This is a genomic window from Streptomyces sp. NPDC005878 (assembly GCF_040629815.1).
Taxonomy (GTDB): Bacteria; Actinomycetota; Actinomycetes; order Streptomycetales; family Streptomycetaceae; genus Streptomyces.
This window is the reverse complement of record NZ_JBEXWK010000040.1, coordinates 36,361-50,265: the sequence shown is the minus strand read 5'-3', so window position 1 is coordinate 50,265 and position 13,905 is coordinate 36,361. Positions and strand designations below refer to the sequence as shown.

At 72.0% G+C, this 13,905-nt stretch carries 20 protein-coding genes; 5 read left to right on the top strand and 15 right to left on the bottom strand.

What is annotated here, in order from left to right; all coding sequences use genetic code 11:
• The first annotated feature begins 35 nt into the window (after nucleotides 1-35).
• Nucleotides 36-434 (top strand): hypothetical protein, encoded by a 399-nt coding sequence (locus ABZ404_RS36105; RefSeq protein WP_358832811.1) that lies wholly within the window; start codon nucleotides 36-38, stop codon nucleotides 432-434.
• Nucleotides 435-782: 348 nt separating this feature from the next.
• On the opposite strand, the gene mobF is transcribed toward ABZ404_RS36105, so the two are convergent.
• On the bottom strand, nucleotides 783-2,753 hold the full coding sequence (gene mobF, locus ABZ404_RS36100) for a MobF family relaxase (RefSeq protein WP_358832812.1): 1,971 nt from the start codon (nucleotides 2,751-2,753) through the stop codon (nucleotides 783-785).
• A 296-nt stretch (nucleotides 2,754-3,049) separates the two neighbouring features.
• Between mobF and ABZ404_RS36095 the strand changes: the two genes are divergently transcribed.
• The 4 genes from ABZ404_RS36095 to ABZ404_RS36080 all read left to right on the top strand — a co-directional run bounded on the left by ABZ404_RS36095 (nucleotide 3,050) and on the right by ABZ404_RS36080 (nucleotide 5,564).
• Nucleotides 3,050-3,391 (top strand): hypothetical protein, encoded by a 342-nt coding sequence (locus ABZ404_RS36095; protein ID WP_358832813.1) that lies wholly within the window; start codon nucleotides 3,050-3,052, stop codon nucleotides 3,389-3,391.
• A 28-nt stretch (nucleotides 3,392-3,419) separates the two neighbouring features.
• A complete protein-coding gene (locus ABZ404_RS36090) occupies nucleotides 3,420-3,641 on the top strand; it encodes a hypothetical protein (protein ID WP_358832814.1) in 222 nt (73 codons plus the stop codon).
• A gap of 307 nt (nucleotides 3,642-3,948) precedes the next feature.
• On the top strand, nucleotides 3,949-4,749 hold the full coding sequence (locus ABZ404_RS36085; RefSeq protein ID WP_358832815.1) for a ParA family protein: 801 nt from the start codon (nucleotides 3,949-3,951) through the stop codon (nucleotides 4,747-4,749).
• A complete protein-coding gene (locus ABZ404_RS36080) occupies nucleotides 4,749-5,564 on the top strand; it encodes a hypothetical protein (RefSeq protein WP_358832816.1) in 816 nt (271 codons plus the stop codon). Before ABZ404_RS36085 ends, ABZ404_RS36080 begins: the two co-directional genes overlap by 1 nt.
• 155 nt (nucleotides 5,565-5,719) lie before the next feature.
• On the opposite strand, the gene ABZ404_RS36075 is transcribed toward ABZ404_RS36080, so the two are convergent.
• From ABZ404_RS36075 to ABZ404_RS36010, 14 genes are all read right to left on the bottom strand, one after another.
• Nucleotides 5,720-6,088: a hypothetical protein gene (locus ABZ404_RS36075; RefSeq protein WP_358832817.1), complete on the bottom strand. Its 369-nt coding sequence runs from the start codon at nucleotides 6,086-6,088 to the stop codon at nucleotides 5,720-5,722.
• On the bottom strand, nucleotides 6,085-6,492 hold the full coding sequence (locus ABZ404_RS36070; protein ID WP_358832818.1) for a ParB N-terminal domain-containing protein: 408 nt from the start codon (nucleotides 6,490-6,492) through the stop codon (nucleotides 6,085-6,087). The genes ABZ404_RS36075 and ABZ404_RS36070 overlap by 4 nt, the downstream gene beginning before the upstream one ends.
• A complete protein-coding gene (locus tag ABZ404_RS36065) occupies nucleotides 6,489-7,085 on the bottom strand; it encodes a hypothetical protein (protein ID WP_358832819.1) in 597 nt (198 codons plus the stop codon). The genes ABZ404_RS36070 and ABZ404_RS36065 overlap by 4 nt, the downstream gene beginning before the upstream one ends.
• Nucleotides 7,086-7,148: 63 nt before the next feature.
• Nucleotides 7,149-7,865 carry a hypothetical protein gene (locus tag ABZ404_RS36060; RefSeq protein WP_358832319.1) on the bottom strand — a complete coding sequence of 239 codons (717 nt, stop codon included), beginning with the start codon at nucleotides 7,863-7,865 and terminating at the stop codon, nucleotides 7,149-7,151.
• 10 nt (nucleotides 7,866-7,875) lie between these two features.
• Nucleotides 7,876-8,364, bottom strand: coding sequence for a hypothetical protein (locus ABZ404_RS36055; protein WP_358832320.1), 489 nt, complete (start codon nucleotides 8,362-8,364; stop codon nucleotides 7,876-7,878).
• 2 nt (nucleotides 8,365-8,366) lie between these two features.
• Nucleotides 8,367-9,212, bottom strand: coding sequence for a histone-like nucleoid-structuring protein Lsr2 (locus ABZ404_RS36050; protein ID WP_358832321.1), 846 nt, complete (start codon nucleotides 9,210-9,212; stop codon nucleotides 8,367-8,369).
• Nucleotides 9,212-9,772 (bottom strand): WhiB family transcriptional regulator, encoded by a 561-nt coding sequence (locus ABZ404_RS36045; protein WP_358832322.1) that lies wholly within the window; start codon nucleotides 9,770-9,772, stop codon nucleotides 9,212-9,214. The genes ABZ404_RS36050 and ABZ404_RS36045 overlap by 1 nt, the downstream gene beginning before the upstream one ends.
• Nucleotides 9,769-10,227, bottom strand: a complete 459-nt coding sequence (locus ABZ404_RS36040; RefSeq protein ID WP_358832323.1) for a hypothetical protein — start codon at nucleotides 10,225-10,227, stop codon at nucleotides 9,769-9,771. Before ABZ404_RS36040 ends, ABZ404_RS36045 begins: the two co-directional genes overlap by 4 nt.
• A complete protein-coding gene (locus ABZ404_RS36035) occupies nucleotides 10,224-10,904 on the bottom strand; it encodes a GGDEF domain-containing protein (protein WP_358832324.1) in 681 nt (226 codons plus the stop codon). The genes ABZ404_RS36040 and ABZ404_RS36035 overlap by 4 nt, the downstream gene beginning before the upstream one ends.
• Before the next feature lie 89 nt (nucleotides 10,905-10,993).
• Complete coding sequence (locus tag ABZ404_RS36030; RefSeq protein ID WP_358832325.1) at nucleotides 10,994-11,290, bottom strand: hypothetical protein; 297 nt, start codon at nucleotides 11,288-11,290, stop codon at nucleotides 10,994-10,996.
• 102 nt (nucleotides 11,291-11,392) lie between these two features.
• Nucleotides 11,393-11,821 (bottom strand): NUDIX hydrolase, encoded by a 429-nt coding sequence (locus tag ABZ404_RS36025; protein WP_358832326.1) that lies wholly within the window; start codon nucleotides 11,819-11,821, stop codon nucleotides 11,393-11,395.
• 60 nt (nucleotides 11,822-11,881) lie between these two features.
• Nucleotides 11,882-12,679 (bottom strand): hypothetical protein, encoded by a 798-nt coding sequence (locus ABZ404_RS36020; RefSeq protein ID WP_358832327.1) that lies wholly within the window; start codon nucleotides 12,677-12,679, stop codon nucleotides 11,882-11,884.
• A 40-nt stretch (nucleotides 12,680-12,719) separates the two neighbouring features.
• Complete coding sequence (locus ABZ404_RS36015; RefSeq protein WP_358832328.1) at nucleotides 12,720-13,232, bottom strand: ATP-binding protein; 513 nt, start codon at nucleotides 13,230-13,232, stop codon at nucleotides 12,720-12,722.
• Nucleotides 13,233-13,320: 88 nt separating this feature from the next.
• Entirely contained in the window at nucleotides 13,321-13,890 is a 570-nt protein-coding gene (locus ABZ404_RS36010; protein WP_358832329.1) for a hypothetical protein, read from the bottom strand.
• Between the last annotated feature and the right edge of the window lie 15 nt (nucleotides 13,891-13,905).

The window sequence follows — 13,905 nt, the reverse complement described above, 5'->3', positions numbered from 1 at the left end:
CGACACCGTCCCGCACGCCGCTGACGCCCGACCAGGTGGAGCAGGGCTTCGACTACCTCCTGACGCTCCAGATGGGCGGCGGGAACTACGTCTCCAGCCGCACGCCGGCCTCTCCAGAGCTGGCCTTCCTGCTGCTGCGACTCGCCGAGAACATCGTCTTCCCCGTCACGGGAGTCCTGGGCGACGGGGAGCCACACGCGGACTCCTTCGCCCTGGACGAGGTCGGATGCATCTTGCTGTCCGCCCTGCGGGACTGGACGCGTGACTCCCCCACCACGGCCGTGCTGGGCATCGCCCGCAGCATCATCCGCTTCGTCGAGAATGTCATCCCCGACCCCGACGACCACGGAGACACCCGAGCCACCCTGGAGACCATGCGCGACGAACACCTGGAGTGGGCCCGCGCCGTGCAGTCCATGACCGCGCGCCCGTAGCCACGTCGATGCGCACCGGGTGCGGTGGAGCGCACCCACCCGGTGCGCACTGGCGCGGTGGCGGGCCCATCCGGTGCGCTCCACTCGGTGGGCGGTGCGCGCACCGGTGCGGCCGGCGCGCGGGAGTGGTGCGCACCGGGTGGACAGTGGTGCGGTGAAGTGGGCCCGGGTGGAGGCGGTGCGTTTCTCCTTGACCTGAGCCGAGGTCAAGGAGAAACGCACCGGGTGGATGCGCGGCCCCACTCCCATCGATGGCGTCCACTCCCGGACGGTGGACTCCACTCAGTGGAGTGGAGCCGGGCGTCGTCGGTGCGCACCACCGCACCGGGTGCGCACCATCGGGTCCACTCAGTGGCCGGCCTCCCGGCCGCGGTGCGGTCCCGGATCCTGCGGGTGGTGCGCCTGCTGATCGTCCCGGCGCACCGGGTGCGGCGGCTCGGTGTCGTCGCGGCGCGTGTAGCGATCCATCGTGGAGTGGGCCCGGTCGGCCGCCTCGCTGAACGCGTCCTGGAGGTGGCGCAGGCGTTCGGCGGTGACATCGAGGGCTTCGACGTCCGTGCGGGATTCCCGCAGGGCCCGCAGCGCCGTCATGTCCAGCGCCTCGCGGCGGCCGGGCTTCTGCTCCTGGTCGTCGTGCTCGGGGTCGGCCGGCTCGGGCGCGAGCAGCTGCTCGGGCATCGCCGCCTGCTGGTGGGCGACGACGTCGTACACCCGGCCCCGCACGGCGGCGGCCGCGGTGGTGTGCAGCTTCTCCCGCACCACCGCTCTGGCGAGGACGGCACGGTCGTACTGGAGCGGGATGCGGGGGATCTCCCACTCCCCCACGTCCTGGCCCGGCGGCCGGGGCGCCGCCGGCTCGCCGGGGTCGGCCGGGGGGTGCCGGTCCGGGTCGGGCGCGGCGGTCGGAGATCGGCGCCGGGCGGGGAGGTCGGACAGGGCCCACCGGGCGGTGTAGAGGCGATAGCCGGCCTCCAGGCCGCGCACGGTCTTCGGCTCGCTGATGTCCAGGCAGTGGGTGGAGATGGCGGCGGCCACGACTTGGTCGTCCAGGCCGGGGTCGCGGCGGCGGCCGCGCAGGACGAACGCGAGGTGGCGGCGGGCTTCGGCGAGCAGGTGGCGGCGGTGGAAGCGGCCGCCGTCGTTCATCACGAACACGGTCGCGGCGACGTCGACGGCCGCCAGGGCGATGTCGACCACGGCGGCGACCCGGGCCCGGATCGCGGCGGCTGCGGCACGGGCGTACTCGAGGAGAGAGGTGATGACGTCGGCGGCGACACCGGAGGTGAGGATCGCGCTCGCCTTCCACCACGCGCGCAGCTGCGCGAGCGGCCGGGCCGACTGCTTGGGCGGGCGGGTCTTGCGGGCGGCGATGGCGTTCAGCTTGGCGCGGGCCCGCTCGGAGACCACAGGCAGGAACAGCGGCTCGCCGTCGTCGTCGACGGCGGTGACGTACTCGTGCTCCAGCTCGGTCAGGCAGGCGGCGATCTGGTCGCTGCGCCGGGAGGTCCAGCGGATCAGCTCGTGCGGCACCCCGGCGATCTCCATCACGGGGCGGCGTCCCGGGGTGACGGTGCGCGGCTCGGTCGCCAGCCCCAGCGCCTCGCAGACCTCGGAGGCGACCAGCTCGTTGTAGAGCGCGGACGCCGCGACCGTGTTCTCGTGCAGGGCCGTGGTGTGGATCGAGCCCCACTTCCCGTCCAGGCGCTGCCCCTTCACCGACACCATCAGATGGTCATGGAGCAGTGGTCGTCCGGAACGCGCCTCGTAGTGGCGGAAGCGGGCGGCGACCAGACCGCCGGGCGGCCGCACCCGGTAGATGCCGTCTTTGCCGTACCGGATCACCGCGACCTCGTCCTCGATCCACTCCAGCACCCACTCGATCGCCCGCTCGTGCGCGGCCTCGATCACCCGCCGCGTCTCGTCATCCCCGAACGCCCACAGGAGGTAGATCGTCGGCTGCGGCCGGAACACGAAGTCGACACCCGTCACCGTGACCCGGCGTCCGAGGGCGCCGGCCCGATACGCCTTCTTCGGGGAGTCGCCTGCGGCGAGCCGGTCGGCCTCGATCCGGTCCGCGTACGGGTGGCGGCCCCGCTCGCCGAACAGGTTCCGCAGCTGCGCCTCGGTGACCTCCTCACCCGGCGCGAGTCCAAGCACGGCAAGGCCGCGGCCCATCCAGCGCCCGGCCGGGACTCCGGCCTGCTCCTGGGCGGCGTGCAGCGGCGTGCGGGCCGGGCGGCGGCCGTCGCCGACAACGGTCTCGCGCAGGTAGTAGCGGTACATCTGACCGGCCCGGATCACCCTGATGTCGACTGTCATACAGACCACGCCACACGGCGCTGACCTGCAAGAAAAGGCCGATCAGCAACACGTCCCGCCAGGCGGGAGCAGCGGCTGAACTTTCTTCTCAGGTGCCCGCCGGGCGGGAAGCGGCGCCGGGCCGGACGCGAATGTCATCGCTCTCCGGCAGCACGCGCACCACGACCCGAACGACACCAACAAGCACCACTGAGCATCACCACGCGCCAAGGAAGACGCACCGCCAAGGAAGCACCGCCTACAGCAGCCCCCGGCATCCGTCGGGGGCTTCGTCGTGCTGCCCGGAGGAACCCACCGTGCCCACCTTCGAGACACTCCCCCGCTTCACCGCCGACCTCCAGCACCTCACCCCCGCCCAGCGCCGGCGCTTCCGTCGCGTCGTCCTGGACGCCTTCGTTCCCGACCTGCGCACCGGCCGCCAGTTCCGCCCCGGCTTACGCATCAAGGGGGTGCGCTGCGCGCCGGGCGTCTACGAGCTCACCTGGGCGCCGGACGGGCGCGCGACGTGGTCGTACGGCCGGACGGTGGTCGCCGGGCTCCCCCACATCGTGTGGCACCGGATCGGGACCCACAGCATCCTGGACCGGCCCCTGGCCGAAGGCCGTCTTGCGGGCGTAGGTCGGCAGTTGGTTGGCTGATCGTTCCGAGCATCAGGAGGGGAACCGCGTGGCAGCAACCGAGGCCGTAACCGAGTCGGAGCACCTGAAGTCGTTGATCATCAGCACCGCGTCGGCGCTGTGGGAGGACAAGGAAGCGCTGGGCAAGTTCCTCGATGTCGTACGGCGCAGCGAGACCTTCGCCCCGCTCGCCGACAGCATGGAGCAGTCCGAGGTCCGGCCCGCGAAGCCCACCTTCTACGGCGTGAAGAGCCGCGAGTTCCAGGACTGACGCAGCGGCCGCCCGGCTTCTGACGGACCGGCGGCACCATCGCGTCCGAGGGCCGGCTTCCCGAATTGGGGAAGCCGGCCCTCTGCGTCGCCCGCCGGGAAGTGTCCCGGCCGGGACACTTTCTGAGCACACAGGTGTCCCGGCCGGGACACTTCCGGGTGTTCTTCTTCGGCGCTCGCGGGGCCCCGTGACAGAGTGTTCCCGTCGTCCGCAGTAGCTGCTCCAGATGAGCGGTGAACCCATGCGGGCGGCGCTCCGCAGTACCCGGACGCTTCGGCGGGTGGGGAAACAAACGGAAGGATGCGACGTGGCAGAAGTCCGCGTGCAGTTCGCTCAGAAGGGCGGGGTCGGCAAGACCCTCATCGGGATGAACCTCGCCGCCATAAATGCTCAGGCGTACGGCCGTGACGAGAACGGTGACGCGCAGGTGGCGGTGGCGGTCTGGGACCCCCAGTCGGATGCTCTCTGGTGGGCGAACCGCATGGCCGATCAGCCCTTCGACGTCATCAACATCGCCCACGACATGGAGGCGATCAACGACCTCAAGGACTGGCCGTACCGGTACGTGTACGTCGACACCCCCGGCTTCATCCCGCTGAAGCCGGAGCAGGTGGAGGCTGGCATGGACCCGCTGTCGGAGGAGCCGCTGGGCGACATGCTCCGGGCGATCCTCGACCAGGCCACCCACGTTGTCGTGCCGATGATCACTGAGCCGCAGTCGTTCAACGCCACCTGGCGCACGATCGAGCTGGTACTCAAGCCGTACGGCAAGGACTACACCGTCGTCATCAACAACTGGCCGCCCCAGGAGGGTGAGGTCTACGTCGACGACACCCGCAGCTTCTGCGCTGACAACGGGTGGCCAGTCGCCAAGACCGTAATCCGGCGCTACCGCGTCCACACCAACGCGTCGGCCAACGGGCAGGTCTGCACGCAGTACAAGACCAACCAGGTGGCGCTGCAGGCCCGCTCGGACTTCATGGCCCTGGCCAACGAGCTGTCCCTTCACAGCACCGACCGGCTCCAGGACGAGCTGGCGAAGCTCCGCTCTCAGCTGGCCAAGAAGACCCCGAAGCAGAAGGCGCCGAAGAACGAGGTGACGGCGTAATGGCACTGAACGTGGGTGCCCAGGACGTCGGCAACCGGAGCACTGCGCAGGGGCCCTCGAAGCAGCCCGAGAAGAAGGCGACGGCTCCCGCGCCGGACAAGCTCCTCTTCCAGCTCCCCCAGCAGATCCGTACGACGCTCGATGCAGAACTGCCGGCCGATGACGCGGACCCGGCGGCCATCATTCAGGCGTGTGAGTTGCGTATCGACGCGGCCCTCACGGTCCAGAAGGCCATAGAGCACTACGGCAACGAGACGCTGTTCCGCTACGCCGGGCCGGCCGTACGCCTCGCGCACCGGACCAAGTCCTGGCAGGACAAGCTGGACCCGGCGACCGACAAGCCGTTCCGCGGTTTCAATCCGTGGTGCCGTCACGTAGGCATTTCCAAGAGCCAGTCGTATCGCATGGTCAATGAGGAGCCGGTCGCTGACGCGCTCCGCTCGCTTAACCCTGGGCAGCTGACGACAGAGCAGGTGGACGTCCTGGCGCCGGTGCTGCGCCAGCATGATGCGGCTCGTTGCCGTCGGGTGTGGGAGGTGGCGACGAAGATGGGCGCCACGGATCGCAAGACGCTGCTCAAGGCACGTGACTCGCTGGAGCTGACTGTCGCAGAGGAGCCGGACGACGACGATCGTCAGCCTGGCAAGTCGGGGAGTGAGCGCGTCCCCGTCGTCCGTTTCCAGGCTGGTCGCTACGACCGGGAGTCGGTACGTACCGCGGTACGGTCCGACCCCGAATTTGCCCGCCTTCTGGCACGCGACATCCTTGCGGAGCTGGAGCACCTGGAGGACACCGAGCAGCCGCAGTCGGGCTGACGACGCTCAGAAAGTGTCCCGGCCGGGACACTTCCGCAGCGTCCTGAAGTGTCCCGGCCGGGACACCTTGGCGCGTCAGGCAGTCCCCAGGAACGCAAAAAGCGGCCCCCGCCGCCCGGATCGAAGTCCGGGACGGCGAGGGCCGCTTCGCGTGCTCAGGTACTCAGGTCGATGTCGCCCGGGAGGTCCCGCCCGGCGAGGGCGTGGGTGAGGAGACGATAGGGCCCGGTCCACGCGCCGTGGATTCGCGCCCTGGCGCAGTGAAGGGTGCCGGTGAGGGCGGTCTCGGTGTCGGGGTGGATGAGGACCAGGGCGACGGGGTCGGTGTCGGCCGGCTGCTCGTGGAGCGGGCGTCCGCGCTCCAGGCCGCGCTCCCCGATGCGTACGGCGGCGTCACCGCGGCCGGTCCAGGGGGCCGGCCGCTGACGGGCGGCGAGCATGGCGGTGAACTCCGCGACGGCCTTCTGGTCGCCGGGGTGCATCGGGCCGCTGCCGTGTCCGCATCTGCGGAAGCGGGCGGTCATGAGCGCGCCTCCTGGTGGCACAGCCACTCCTGCCCGTCCGGCCCCAAGGCGTGGTGCGGGAACGGCTCGTGCTCCACGACCTGGACGTCCGGGTCCCAGAACCACCGGAAGGGGAAGGAGCGCACCCCCAGTTCGAGGGCGATGACGGCCCGGTGGTGCCCCTCGAAGACGAAGACGAGCCGGTCGGCTGCGCGGACGCCTAGCAGGAGCGGCTCCCGGATCCCGTCCTTGGGGATCGAGGCCCGCAGCTTCTCCAGCACCTGGCGGTCCCGGCCGTGCCGCTCGTGATATCGGCGAGCACCGGCCCACGTGGAGAACTCGGCAGGCTGGACCAGGCCCCGCCGGAGCGCCGCGGTGCGCATGCGTCCGGTCCAGGGCCTGCCGTCGACCACGCGGGCCGTCACGAGCGCACCGTCCGGCGGTACAACCGCGCCCGGATCCGGTAGCGGAGGGAGGCGCGCTCCTCGCGCTCCTCGATGGCGTCGGCGAGCAGTTCCTCGAGCTCGGTCATCTGCTCTTCGGCGAACCACTGGGGCTGGTAGTCGTCGCCGCGGCAGACCGGGCACACGTGGTCGTGTCCGGCGAACTCAAGCCACGACGCGCAGCCGACTTCGCCACAGGTCGGCTGGGTGGGGTCCTCGCCGATGCCGGAGCAGTACGGGCAGCGGGTGAAGCGGTAGTCGATGCGAGCGCCCGCGTGGAGGTCGGAGTGGAGCTGGGCGAGGCCGCGGACCCCGAGCTCGCGCAGCAGGGCGTCGGCGGCGAGGACCTGGCGGTCGATGCCGGTGTGGTGGTGGTCGGCGAGCATCGTCACGGCGGTGCACCACGCGAGGCTGGAGCGGTCGACCGGCACCGCGTAGTTGCTGGCCCACGGGTCGGCCGGGTTGAGGTCGGCGGGCGGCGGGGCCGGCGCGGTGAGCGGGATGCCGAGGGTGGTGAGCTGGGCGGTGACGTCGGCGGTGCGGCGGGTGAACTGGTCGAAGACGGTGGTGGGCATCGGCCCTCACATTCGACGGGGTCGCCGGGACCGTGGTGGTCCCGGCGGCCGGAGCGGGTGGGGTCAGCGGGAGGCCGGGGCGAGGGCGGCCTTGTGGCTGTCGCGGTGCGCGCTCTGCGCCGGTTCGGCAAGGACGCGCAGGCCGTGCGGCTCGCCGACCGGGCCGCAGGAGCTGCACACCACGGCGTAGTTGCGGCGGCCGGTGCAGCCGGAGTCGGCGTCGCGGGGCTTGCCGGAGGGACGGACGGCGTGGGTGCATTCGGTGCCGTCGGGGTGGAGCGGGGTGATCCTCACGCTGATGCGAGCCATGGGCTTCTTCTCCTGTTCGGGTTCGGGGAAGGGCAGCTGGTGGAGCGCGGCCGCGGGGGCGCGGACCCGGGTGGGGCGTGGCGGGGTGGGCGGCTCGGTGCGGACGAGCGCGGTGTCGGGGAGGAGTCCGAGCTGTCCGGCGGCGGCCGCGCGGGCGGCGAGGGTGATCGAGCGGGTGACCCGGTGGTGCCCGTGATCAATCCGGAGGTGGCAGAGCTGGCAGGCGGCGAGCAAGTTGATCTCTCGCACGTCTTCCGGGGTGTGGTTGAGGTGGGCGGTGGTGAGGCCGACCACGGACCCGGTGTCGGGGTGGATCTCCTCATGGACGGCGGGGCAGCGGCCGCCCGGGTGCGTCAGGCCACAGTGGCCCGTGCACTCGCAGCGGCCGCCTGCCCGCTCGAACCGGATCCGCGCGCTGATCTCGTTCCAGTCGCGCGGATAGCGGTGCAGGTTCTCGGGACGGATGGGCACAGCGGCTCCGCTACTCGCCGCCGGCGGCCTGGCGCTGCTCGAAGGCTTCGAGCAGTTCGCCGATCCCGTTCGGCTCGGGCGCGGTGCCGACCCATGCGCCGTCCTCGGTGAACACCTCCACGTCGGTGGTGTCGGCGTCGAAGTAGCAGACGTACGGGCCGTAGCGCTCGATGACGGCCGTGGCGACGGCGGCCGGGTCGGACAGCTCCGGCGCGGTCTCCAGCACAGCGAGCGTGCTGACGGCCAGCCACATCGGCTCGTCCGGCGTGCGAGGCAGCCGGAGGTAGCCGGTGACGCGGAGCTTGTCGCCGGGGACCAGGTCGTGGATGACCGCGTGCGCCAGCTCGGAGTCGGTGACGCTGCAGGGCAGGATCATCTCGTCCGCGCGCTCGTCCGTCGGGGAGACGGTGAGGCGGAACCGCGCCGTCGACCCGTGCAGGTCGCCGGGCACGGTCTCCTCGTCCAGGAATCCGTCCAGGGCTATCGCGTCGTCGGCCACGGTCAGCCGGCCTTCCGGACCGGCGCCTGGTGCGCGTCGTCGTACGCCGCCAGGACCCGCTTGGGCACCATGCCCGCGTCGGCGACCTGGTGGCCGTTGGCGCGCGCCCACGTCCTGATGGCGGCGAGCTCCTCCCGGCTGCGACCGCTGCCCAGGCCCGCCCGGATCGGGGTGGGCGCGGCGGCCGCCGTGGTGGTGGTGCGGGTGCCGGCCTTCACGGTGCGCAGCTCCTCCTGCGCCTTCTCCAGTTCGGCCTTGGCCTTGGCGACCTTCTCTTCCGCCTCGCGCTGGGCGGCCTCGCTGTCGCGGCGCTCGGACAGCTCGCAGAGGTCGGCGGTGATGCGGGCGGCGCGGCTGCGGACTCCGGCGGCCGGGTGCGCGGCCGCCCAGTCGATCAGCTCCTGGAGCGCGTTGGGGACGGGCAGCGCGACGACGGGGACGTCGATGGCGGCCGGGGCGGTGGCCTGGCGGGGCAGTCCGAGGACCTGGTTGGCGATGAGGTCGCTGAGCTCGGTCTCGCTCAGGCCGGTGGCCTCGCGGATCGCCTGCTCGCAGTCGCCGTTGTTGTGCATCGAGATCGCCATGGCCCCGAACGCGGAGAGGGCCGGGGCCGCGGTGGGGATGTTCGTCATGGTGGGTGCGTCTCCAGTTTCCGGGATGAGGGGGAGCAGGGCGGTGAGGGTGTCGGTGTCGGTGGGCAGCCCGAGGACGTCCAGGAGCAACGCCATGTCGTCCTTGTCGCGGGAGCTGCGGGCGGCGACCCGGGCCGCGGCGGCGAGCTGCTGCGCCGGGTTCGGGTCCAGGGGCAGCGACTCGGCTTCGAGGGCCTCGGTCCAGTCGGTGAACATCACGCGGCCTTGCCGCTGGCGACCAGGGCCAGCACTCGCAGGTTGGACGCCGCCTGTGCGGGGGTGATCGGTTCCTTCCAGCGGTTGTACGGTGCGGGCCGGGTGGGGATGGACTCCAGCTCCAGGCGGGCGAGGGCGATGTCGCGGGCGGTCGGCGGCACGACGCGCGCCGCGCGCTGCCGCTCCCTGCGGAGCCGGTCCTGTTCGGCGACCACGCCGACCCAGTCCTCCCCGAGCCGCGCCACGAGCTGCTTGCGCAGCTGCGTGCGCTCCCGGGCGGTGGTCGCCGCCCATACCCCGGTCTTGGTCAGGCCGGGGTTGGCCAGCGCCCACTTCAGGCAGTCCTTGACGATCGGGCAGCCGGAGCAGGCGTGCTTGACCTTGACGAGCGCCTTCTCGCGGGCGCGGGGGTCTTCGTCGGTGTTGTGGATGTCCTCGATCGCGAACAGATCCGGGCTCGTACGGCAGCGCAGGGCCTGGTCGGTGTCGGGGAAGGGGATCCGGTCGTCGGCGAGGACCATGGCCGGCGGGTTGGCGACGCCGGTGCGGTTGCCGTTCATGAGGTGCCCTCCGGAGCGAGGTGGGGGAGCTGGAGGAGGACCTGGTCCACGAGGTCCTGCGGCGGGCGCCACGGCCCGAGCTGTCCGCGCAGCCACGGGATGGGAAGCGCGAGCTCCTGGACGTCGGCGAGGACCAGGTGGAACGCGTCGGCCTGCGCCCACTTCGAGCACGGGGCGGTGCCGGCGGCGTCCTGGTGGCAGTCGGTGAGGCGGGCGACGCCGATGACGGCCCGGGTGGGCAGGGCGCGGCCGCGGATCGCGGTGGCGACCAGCGGGTCGCGCATCGGGCCCCGTTCGGTGGCCTGACCGGCGTGCAGCAGCACCAGGCCGCGCCAGGACCAGGGGGCCGGACGGTTCTCCACGTCCTTCCCGGCGAGGATGCACGTCGTCCAGGGCTGGCGGATCGTGATGCCCCGGATCCAGGTGCCCGGGTCGGCGGTGATGGTCTCGCTCATGCGGCCCGCCCCAGGGTGTGGGTGCCCGGCCGTCCGGCGCGGCGGCCGTTGATGGAGGGCACCGTGGCGTGCTGCGGTCCGGCGAGGACCGCGCGGCCGGTGTGCTTGCCCGCGTACATCGCGGCGTCAGCGGCCCGCTGGAGCACGGACAGGTCCGTCGTGCCAAGGACGTCGGGACAGGCCGCGCCGACCGAGGCGGCGACGTCGACCAGGACGCCGTCCTCGACCTCGACGGGCTGCGCGAGCAGCTGCGTGAGCTGGGCGAGACGGAGCTCGCGGCGGGCCGGGCCGATCCGGACCGCGACGGCGAACTCGTCCCCTCCGAGCCTGCCGACCGCCCCGCGGCTGCCCGCCCAGGCGGTGAGCCGGGTCGCGGTCGCGGCCAGGACGCGGTCGCCGGCGGCGTGCCCGCCGGGTCCGTCGTTGATGGCCTTGAAGTGGTCCAGGTCCACCAGGACGACCAGGGCGGCGTCGCCGTACCGGTCGGTGATCTGCCGGGCCTTGGCCGTGTAGCCGTCGCGTCCGAGCAGCCCGGTGAGCGGGTCGCGGCGGGCGGCGGCGAGCTTGCGGTGCAGCGCGAGCGCGTGCACGGTCCAGCCGGTCAGCGGCACGGCGAGTGTGGTGATGAACAGGGCGCGATTTCCCGAAGGGGCCTGTACGCGCACGGTGGAGGCCATACTGGTCTCTCCCTCTCGTCTTGTACGGGATGGGTGGCCCGGGGCGGCCGACTGGTTTTCCGGCCTTTGGCGGCCGTCCCGGGGCGGATTCAGAACGTGCGGCGCGTGCCGAACAGGCCGTGGGGGTTCACCCAGGGCGCGGCCGTCGCCTTGTTCCAGTCGAGGTCCCAGTCGGGCCGCAACCCCCGGGCACCCCAACCGCTGACGAACTCGTGCGGGATCTCCTGTCCGGCCTGGTGCAGCAGCCGCGCCTTGTCGTACGCGTCGTGCGCGGCGTCGCAGGCAGCGAGGGGGTCGTCGGCCAAGCCGACGAAGATGTGGATGCGCTGCCCTGGCTGGTCGTTGTGCTTGATCGGGACGTCAACCTCGAAGTAGCGAAGCGGCATGACGCCCATCTCCTTCCATCGCTGGTCGTGGCGGAACACCGCGACCGCCCCGGCCGGGAAGGCCGGGGCGGCACGGAGGAACGCCGCGTGCGCGCGGAGGGGTCAGCGCTTCACGGCCTCCGCGACGATCTCGGCGTGGTCGAACGCGAGGTCCGGGAGGGCGGCCAGGGGCCACCAGCGGGCAGCGGTGGCGTCGTCCCCGGCCGTCGGCTCGACCAGCGCGGGCAGGGTGGCGGTGTAGGCGACGCTGACGTAGCGGCCGCGCGGGTCACGGCCGGGAGCGTCGTAGGCGCCCACCTGCCGCAGGTCGGCGGCCGGGACGCTGATGCCTGTCTCTTCCTCAAGCTCTCGCGACCCTGCGGCCAGGCTGGTCTCTCCCTTGTCCACATGGCCGCCGGGCAGCGCCCAGCTGCCCTTGAACGGGTCCCAGCCCCGCTCGATCAGCAGGACGTGCCCGGCGGCGAGCAGGACGACGTCGGCGGTGTAGCGGATCGTCTCGTCGGTGGTGACGGTGGTGGTGTCGGTGCTCAAGAGGTGTCTCCTGGTTTCGGATCGGGGCCCCGGCCCTGGTGGCCGGGGCGGGCAGCAGCGTCAGGCCGGGACGGGGGCGGGGGTGTCGAGTGCGGCACCGAGCAGCAGGGCGCGGATCGACTGCTCGTACTCGCCGGTGCGGATCCGGTCGAACATGAGCTGACCGGCGACCAGGCAGCGGGCTCGCAGGCGGATCGCGGCGAGTGCCTCGGTGTCGGCGCCGGCGTCGGTCGCGGCCTGGGCGGCGGCGGTGTCGGCGAGCTGGTCGGCCGCCTTGAGGCCGGCCTCCCGTCGGGAGTACTGCGCCCGGTAGTGCGCCCACCAGTCCAGGGCGTGGGTGTCGTGCACCCGCTCGTTCCACGCGGCGTAAATGCGGCGCGTGTCCTCGGGGTCGGCGGCCCACTCTTCGGCCCACCGCCGGGCGAGGTCGGGGAGCTGGGCGATGGCGGCCAGGGTCTGCGCGCCGCGGTGCCCGAACGCCCGCCACGCCTCGGTCTCCTCGACGACGCTGATCTGCTGGGACATCAGCCAGTACGGGTAGTAGTCGCCGCCCCAGTTGCCGGTCTCACCGAGCGGCTCCACGACGAACAGCCGGACCGGCCAGCCGTCCTCGATGCGCTCCAGGATCTCGCCGGGCCGGGTGTACATGTGGAAGTAGCTGAAGGGCTTGTCCGTGTACCACTTCTGGCCGGGGCTGGGGTGGTCGATGGTCTCGCCGATGTGGTCGGCGAGGTTGACGGTCGGGATGGTCTCCCCCAGGCCGCTGTAGTAGCGGGCGAGGTGGTTGTCGGTGGGCGGGACGGTGCCGTCGGGCCGGGTCGCCATGTAGTGGACGACGGGGCGGGCGCTGCGTGCCATGGGTTCCTCCAGGTCGGTCAGGACGTGCAGGTGGGTGGGGTCAGCGGCGGGTGCCCAGGCGCAGGGCACCGGACGTGGCCAGGAGTTCGGAGATCAGGTGCACCGCGGTGAAGCCCTCGCGGTGGAGCTGGTCGGCGTCGGGCAGCAGCTGATGGTGCTCGCGCACGATGTGCAGCGGGACCACGCGGTCGCGTCCGGCATTCTGGGCTTCCACCGTCGGCAGCGGGACGTCGAACAGGACGGCGACGGCGGGCCGCTGCCAGTAGCGGGCGCGGGCGAGCAGACCGGCCCTGACGTGCGGGAAGACGTTGGTGGAGTCCACCAGCACGTTCAAGCCTCGGGAGAGGCGGGCGTCCAGGAGAAGGTTCTGGATCTCGGCGGCGACCGGGGTTGCGGACTGGTCGGCCTCGGAGTCGGTGGCCAGGCGCCGGTAGACGTCCAGGCACACGCGCCAGCTGTCCGGGTAGCGGGCGGCGAAGGTGGACTTGCCGCTGCCCGGCGGCCCGACCAGCGTGCAGAGGACGCCGTCGGGGAGGTTCAGCAGGTCGTTCATCACAAGGGGCCTCCTGCGGGACTGCGGCTGATGGGGCACCGCGCCGTCCCGGCCGGGAAGGGCCGGGGCAGCACGGTGGCGCGTCAGATCACAGGCGCTTGGCGAGGTCGGCGGTGATGCGTTCGGCTTCGGCTCCGTCGGCGAGGATCTGCGCCTGGAGCTTGTTGGCCTGCCGCTTGCTGAGCGGGTTGACGTTCATCTCGTGGCGGACCCAGGCGATGCGGTTCTCGCGGGCGCCGGAGCGGATGAGCTGGTCGACCTCGACGAAGCCGCGCAACAGGCTCAGCTTGAGCTGCTTGGGGTCGCGCATCTTCGGGGCGTTGATCAGCATCCACATCGCGCCCTTGGGGGCGATCACCGTGGCGACGCGGAAGTCCTTGGGCTTGCCGATGATGCTCTGCTGCACGCCGACGGACTTCCACGTGTTCTCCGGGACGCCGGCGGCCTCGCCCTGCGCCTCGTTGGCTAGGGAGAGCAGCAGGCGCGGCTTGGTCAGGATGATCGTGACCGCGCCCAGCGGGCGGCGTCCGAAGTGGTCGTGGACGAGCTTGCGGACGGTCGGCGCGTGTGAGGTGACGCGCTGTTCGGCGGTGCGGGAGACGAACGCGCCGTAGCGCAGCACGCTGAGCTGGGAGGGCCTGCTCTTGGTCGCGGGCATGGTCGGTCCTCTCGG